Annotated in this window: 4 protein-coding genes; 3 read left to right on the top strand and 1 reads right to left on the bottom strand. The window is 60.6% G+C overall.

The window, feature by feature from the left end; translation table 11 throughout:
• On the bottom strand, positions 1 to 530 hold a 530-nt coding region (locus tag PK789_RS11425; protein ID WP_324308935.1), incomplete at its 3' end, for an aminotransferase class I/II-fold pyridoxal phosphate-dependent enzyme.
• 135 nt (positions 531 to 665) lie between these two features.
• Between PK789_RS11425 and rsgA the strand changes: the two genes are divergently transcribed.
• The 3 genes from rsgA (at position 666) to PK789_RS11410 (ending at position 3,910) form a co-directional block, all read left to right on the top strand.
• Positions 666 to 1,775 (top strand): ribosome small subunit-dependent GTPase A, encoded by a 1,110-nt coding sequence (gene rsgA, locus PK789_RS11420; RefSeq protein ID WP_503011951.1) that lies wholly within the window; start codon positions 666 to 668, stop codon positions 1,773 to 1,775.
• Entirely contained in the window at positions 1,762 to 3,018 is a 1,257-nt protein-coding gene (locus tag PK789_RS11415) for a flavohemoglobin expression-modulating QEGLA motif protein (protein WP_324308934.1), read from the top strand. The genes rsgA and PK789_RS11415 overlap by 14 nt, the downstream gene beginning before the upstream one ends.
• 109 nt (positions 3,019 to 3,127) lie before the next feature.
• Complete coding sequence (locus PK789_RS11410) at positions 3,128 to 3,910, top strand: hypothetical protein (RefSeq protein ID WP_324308932.1); 783 nt, start codon at positions 3,128 to 3,130, stop codon at positions 3,908 to 3,910.
• Positions 3,911 to 4,113 lie beyond the last annotated feature (203 nt).

The raw sequence follows: 4,113 nt of genomic DNA, 5'->3' as shown, positions 1-4,113 counted from the left end.
GCGCGGGTGCGCGAGGACACCAGCGATTCGATCTGCTCGGGGTCGGGCAGGAAGCCGTTGTCGCGGTCGCATTTGTAATACACCGGGCGACCATCGTTGAGGATGGTCGCCGCCGACCACAGCGGGTAGTCGGGCGAAGGCACCAACACTTCCTCACCGGGGTTCAGCAGCGCACGCAACGAGATGTCGATCAGTTCCGACACACCATTGCCGACAAACACCCGCTCCGGCGACGCATTGGGCGTGCCGCGCTGCTTGTGGAAGGCGGCAATCGCCTCGCGCGCTTCCGGCAGGCCTTGCTGGTGGGTGTACGGATCGGTGCGCGCAATCCCGCCGGCGATCGCATCTTGCAAGTGCTCCGGCGCACGAAACCCGAACGCGCCGGGGTTGCCGATATTGAGCTTGATCAGCTTGCGGCCCTGACCCTCCAACTCCCGCGCTCGCCGTGCCAATTCCCCCCGGATTTCATAGCGAACCTCGGTCAAACGGCTGCGGGTAGCGATCTTGTTGCGGGGGTTGAAGGTGGACATTGGCGCGAACAAAACGAAAGTGGGGGGCTAAGCCTAACGGAAATAAGGCGATAGGCGGGATAAACACTGCGACAAGTACGGTTGCAGCCGGGCGCAAGCACCGTTCAAGGCTAGAATCCGCCGGATGCACGCAAAATTTCATCCATGACCCCCCTGTCTGCCATCGGCTGGCACTGGACGCCGGCAACACTGCCGCCAGCTTGGGCCGCATTGGGTGCCGCGCATCCGCAGGCGCGGCCGGCGCGGGTGGTGGAGCAGCATCGCAGTGGCTATCGGGTTTCTGAAGTCATCGACGTTGTGCATCCGGCGGAATCGTTGCCCGAATGGCAGCGCGCCGGCAGTTATCGCAAAGGTGAGATTAACCCCGAGGCGCGGCCGGCGGTGGGTGATTGGGTGTTGGTGGAGGGCTGTGCACCCAAAGCATTGCGCATCGTGGCGTTGTTGCCACGATGGTCGGCGATCAAGCGCGGTGCCGCCGGCGAGCATTACCGCCAGCAGGTGATCGCGGCGAATATCGATACCGTGTTTGTGGTGTGCGGTCTGGATGGTGATTTCAACCCGCGCCGGATCGAACGCTATCTGTTGTTGGTGGGTGGCAGCGGGGTGCAGCCGGTCATCGTGCTGACTAAATCCGACAAGCCCGAGGCCGAAGTGGAGGCAGCCTTGGCGGCGCTGCGCACGCTGGATGTGCCGGTGCTGGCGTTGAATGCAAAAGACCCGGCCAGCGCCGGTGCGCTGTCACCGTGGCTGGCGGCGGGGCAAAGTATTGTGCTGGTGGGCAGCTCCGGCGCGGGCAAATCCACCCTGACCAATACCTTGCTTGGCAACGAAAAAATGAAAACCGGCGCAGTGCGCGCCAGCGATGCGCGTGGCCGCCATACCACCACCCATCGCGCCTTGATGGCCCTGGCATCTGGCGCATGTTTGATCGACACCCCCGGCATGCGCGAGCTCAAACCTACCGGCGAAGAAGATGTGGCAGAAAGTTTTGCCGACATCGAAGCCTTGGCGCAGCAATGCAAGTTTCGCGACTGCAAGCACACCAACGAGCCCGGTTGCGCAGTGCGTGTGGCGATTGCATCTGGCGTGTTGGAGGCGGCCCGCGTGGACAACTTCTTAAAGCTGGATGCAGAAGTCACCGGTGCAGCCAACCAACTGGCCACGCGGTTGGCGCAGAAGGCGCAGGCGCGGGTGCAGGGCAAGGCGCTACACAAACGGTTGGATGCAAAATATGACCGCCATTGATCCCATCGCCCACCACGCCGCGCTGGACCTGCGCATGGCCAAGGCAGCCAAAGGTATTCGCCTGTTGAGTCTGGTCAGTTGGCCGGCCAGTGTGCAGCAGGCGTTTTTGGCCGACTACGCGCAAGGCCGCGCCACGTTGCCGGTGTATCAATATCCCAAGCATGATTTTTCCGATGCGCGCCGCGAGTTGGCGGCGATTGCCGCCGCCGCCGATCCGGCGCATCCACTGGGCATTTATTTGATCGAGTCGGCGCACAGCTGGCAGCAAGCGGCAGAACTGTTAGAGCAATTGGGCACACCGAAGGTGGCGGAATTGTCGGTGGCGTTATTCGGCACTCCCGATCACACGCTGCCGGGCGGGGTGACCACGCGCGAGGCCGCGCAGCATTTTTTGTCGGTAGCTGGCGAGCTGGACAGCGAATTGTTATCGCCTGCCGAGCAGGTGGAAATTTCCGCCACCGCGCTGGCATTGCGCTTGCAAGCACAGCTGGATGATTTTTTTGATGCGCGGGTGATCGAGGTCGAGCTGGACCCGGATTTGATTGCCAAGGCTGCGGCCGGCTCGCGCAAGATTCGTATCCGCGCTGGCGCCGCGTTTTCCGATTACGACATGCAGCAACTGTTGCAGCACGAAGCGTTTGTGCATTCGTTGACCGCGCTCAATGGCCAGCAACAACAGGTATTGCCCAGCATGGCATTGTCCTCGCCGCGCAGCACCGCCACCCAAGAGGGTTTGGCGGTGTTTGCCGAATTGATCACCGGCAGCATTGATATCGAGCGCATGAAGCGGGTCAGCCTGCGCATCGAAGCGGTGGCAATGGCGATGGAAGGTGCGGACTTCATGCAGGTGTTCCGCTACTTTCTGGATGCCGGGCAAAATCAGGTGGAAAGCTTCACCTCGGCGCAGCGCGTGTTTCGCGGCGTGCCCACCAGCGGCGGCATGGCATTCACCAAAGACACTGTCTATTTGCGCGGCTTGATTGGCGTGCACACGTTCTTTCGTTGGTCGCTCAAACACGGCAATTTGCGCCAATGCCGGCGTTTGTTTGCCGGCAAAATGACCTTGGCCGATGTGCAACGTTTTCAACCCTTGTTCGATGACGGCAGCTTGCAAGAACCGCGCTGGCTGCCGGCGTGGGCGGCACGTGCCAATGGTTTGGCAGGCATGTTGGCGTTCTCGCTGTTTGCCAACAAGATTCGCTTGGATCAAGCGATGAATGCCGAAACGGTGAGTGATTTTTAGCGTATCGCCACAGCCGGCCGACGCACCCATGCCACGTTGGTAAGCCGTGCGGTTTCCCTAATCTTTGTGGCGAACCACGGATCGTTATTCCGAAACATGGCTAGGTATCTTGCGTGCATTGCTGGAGAGCGGCGCGAATCCGAATCAATCGATGGTCTCCCACCGAGGCGAACCTGAGCTTATGCTGCACGCGCTTTCGCAGTTCGGTGTCGTCCCGGGGATCAGGTTGATGCTGGAATTCGGTGCGGATCCGAACTTGCTGCAGGACAGCGATACAGCGCTCGATATTCAGTCCTTCGACCAATGCTTTACCGAGACCTGCCAATTACCCGATGAGTACAAGGGGCGCGTACTACCGGAATATCCACTGCCAACAACGAATGAGTGCGACGAGCATGACGGGCTGGTCTACCAACGCTGGCTGATGTCGCAACACCAGCGCGCCCATGCCGTTCTTCGCAAGGCGGGCGCGTTGCATGCGTGGGAATTGAAGGAAGTCCCTCTCAATGAAACGCTATGCCTATACCCCGACACCGCAGGCGGCCTGTTCACACAAAGAGGAAGGCCGGATGCCGCATTCCATGCGCGCATTGGCGGCACACTGCGTGTACGGATTGCCAAATGGGCGGCGTGCTACATCGATCCTGACGTGGCTGGATATGACTCGCCCGAGGTTCGACGGTTCGACTACGCCGCCGCCTTGCGGGAAGCACAAGCCATCGGGGAAGCATTGGCGCCGTTCATTGCTGACAACGTGAAAATCGCAACGTATATGCCGACACGCGACAGCATCGCAGCCGGTTGCACGCGTGGCGATGGCTACCAATGGAACCGTGTCACCCGGCAATGGGACAAGACCAGCTGCTGGGAAGGGACGCCCGTCCAATCCTGAAATCAGGAGGCGACAAATGCATGAGGCGTCGCACCATCTCAGGTTTTGCGACGACCCGAAGGCAATCTTGCGGGAATCGAAAACGAAAATCACGAGGCAAGGCCATGGAAATCTCGCAGATCGAAGCACGCCAGCTGCTGGAGTTGACCGCGCTCTGGCCACATTCCGAGTGCGCGCCAAGCACGCAACGCGTGGCTATCGTT

The sequence above is a fragment of the Thermomonas sp. genome (assembly GCF_035369645.1).
Taxonomy (GTDB): Bacteria; Pseudomonadota; Gammaproteobacteria; order Xanthomonadales; family Xanthomonadaceae; genus Thermomonas.
The sequence above is the reverse complement of the archived record's forward strand: the minus strand, read 5'-3'. Positions and strand labels throughout refer to the sequence as shown.

Excerpts from the sequence above, each read along its gene's own strand:
- PK789_RS11415 (WP_324308934.1), top strand. The coding sequence starts at position 1,762 with ATGACCGCCATTGATCCCATCGCCCACCACGCCGCGCTGGACCTGCGC.